Consider the following 1,725-nt stretch of genomic DNA (forward strand, 5'->3'; position numbering starts at 1 on the left):
GAATGGTCAAGAGCGCCGCCATCCAGGCCGCGTCCCAACGCATCATCGAGGCGATGGACGTGCGCAAGAGCGCGCCGGATCCGGAGGCCGCGGCTCTTTCGGGCGGCAATCTGCAGAAATTCATCGTCGGCCGCGAACTCGACCGCCGGCCAAGCGTCATGGTGGTGAACCAGCCGACCTGGGGCGTCGATGCGGGCGCTGCCGCCCACATCCGCCAGGCCTTGATCGAGTTGTCGCGCAGCGGATCAGCGGTGCTGGTGATCAGCCAGGATCTCGACGAGCTGTTCGAGATCTCGGATGCGATCGCGGTCATGCACAATGGCGAGTTGTCGAAGCCGATGCCGATCGCCGAAGCGACCTTCGAGAAGGTCGGCTTGCTGATGGGTGGCGCCGAACCCGGTCACGCCGAACACACGTTGGAGACGGCATGATGCGCCTCGAACTCGTCAAACGCCCGCAGCGCTCCATGCTGTTTTCGGCCCTGTCGCCGTTCATCGCTTTCGCGCTGACCATCATTGCCGGGGCCGTCATGTTCGCACTGCTCGGCGTCAATCCGCTGACTGCGTTCAACATCTATTTCATCGAGCCGATCAGCCAAATCTGGCAGTTGCATGAGCTGGCGATCAAGGCCGCGCCGCTCATCCTGATCGCTGTCGGCCTGTCGGTTTGCTACAAGGCCAACATCTGGAACATCGGCGCCGAAGGCCAGTTCATCCTCGGCGGCATCGTTGGCTCGATGCTTCCAGTACTGTTTCCGCAGTTCGAAGGCCCGCTGGTGCTGCCGTTGATGCTGTTGCTCGGCATGGTCGGAGGTGCGGCCTATGCGGCGATCCCGGCTCTGCTCAAGACGCGCTTCGGCACCAACGAGATCCTGACCAGCCTGATGCTGGTCTATGTCGCGCAACTTTTCCTTGACTGGCTGGTGCGCGGCCCCTGGCGCGATCCGCAGGGCCATGGCTTCCCGCAGACCATCCAGTTCAACGATTCGGCCGTGTTGCCGGAACTGATGCCGGATGCCGGACGGGCAAACTGGGGTTTTGTCTTCGCGCTGGTCGCCGCGGTGCTGGTCTGGATCCTGATGAGCCGCATGCTGAAAGGTTTCGAGGTGCGCGTGCTGGGCTCGAGCCCGCGGGCAGGACGCTTCGCCGGCTTCGGCCTCAACCGGATGGTGTTCTTTGCCTTCCTGCTGTCGGGCGCGCTGGCGGGACTTGCCGGCATCTCGGAGGTCTCGGGCGCCATCGGCCAGCTGCAGCCCGTCATTTCGCCCGGCTACGGCTTCACCGCCATCATCGTGGCGTTCCTCGGCCGTCTCAACCCGCTTGGCATCGTTGCCGCCGGACTGGTGCTGGCACTGACCTATCTCGGCGGCGAAGCAGTGCAGAGCGCGCTCGGCATCTCCGACAAGGTGGCGCGGGTGTTCCAGGGCATGCTTTTGTTCTTCGTGCTCGGCTGCGACACGCTCATCCACTACCGCATACGTCTGGTCGGCCTGGCGCTGACCAAACCGGAAGGCGTGGCCAAACTCGAAGCCGCACCGAAGCTGAAGGAAGCCCGTTGATGGACATCACCGTAAACATCCTTCTGACCATCGCCACCGCGGCAACGCCGCTGCTGATCGCGGCAATCGGTGAGCTGGTGGTCGAGCGCTCCGGCGTACTCAATCTCGGCGTCGAAGGCATGATGATCATGGGCGCCGTCGGCGGCTTCGGCGCAACCTATCTCACC

1 protein-coding gene and 2 pseudogenes are annotated in these 1,725 nt (G+C 63.8%); all 3 read left to right on the forward strand.

Annotation, left to right across the window (positions count from 1 at the left end; translation table 11 throughout):
- A pseudogene (locus tag ENZ75_RS30965) lies at positions 1-431 on the forward strand (ABC transporter ATP-binding protein); the annotation flags it as partial.
- Positions 428-1,558, forward strand: coding sequence for an ABC transporter permease (locus ENZ75_RS30970; protein WP_013531649.1), 1,131 nt, complete (start codon positions 428-430; stop codon positions 1,556-1,558). The pseudogene ENZ75_RS30965 and the gene ENZ75_RS30970, both read left to right, overlap by 4 nt.
- Positions 1,558-1,725: pseudogene (locus ENZ75_RS30975) on the forward strand (ABC transporter permease); the annotation flags it as partial. The gene ENZ75_RS30970 and the pseudogene ENZ75_RS30975, both read left to right, overlap by 1 nt.

The organism is Mesorhizobium sp. M7A.F.Ca.CA.002.04.1.1 (assembly GCF_004022805.1).
GTDB classification, from domain to species: Bacteria; Pseudomonadota; Alphaproteobacteria; order Rhizobiales; family Rhizobiaceae; genus Mesorhizobium; species Mesorhizobium ciceri.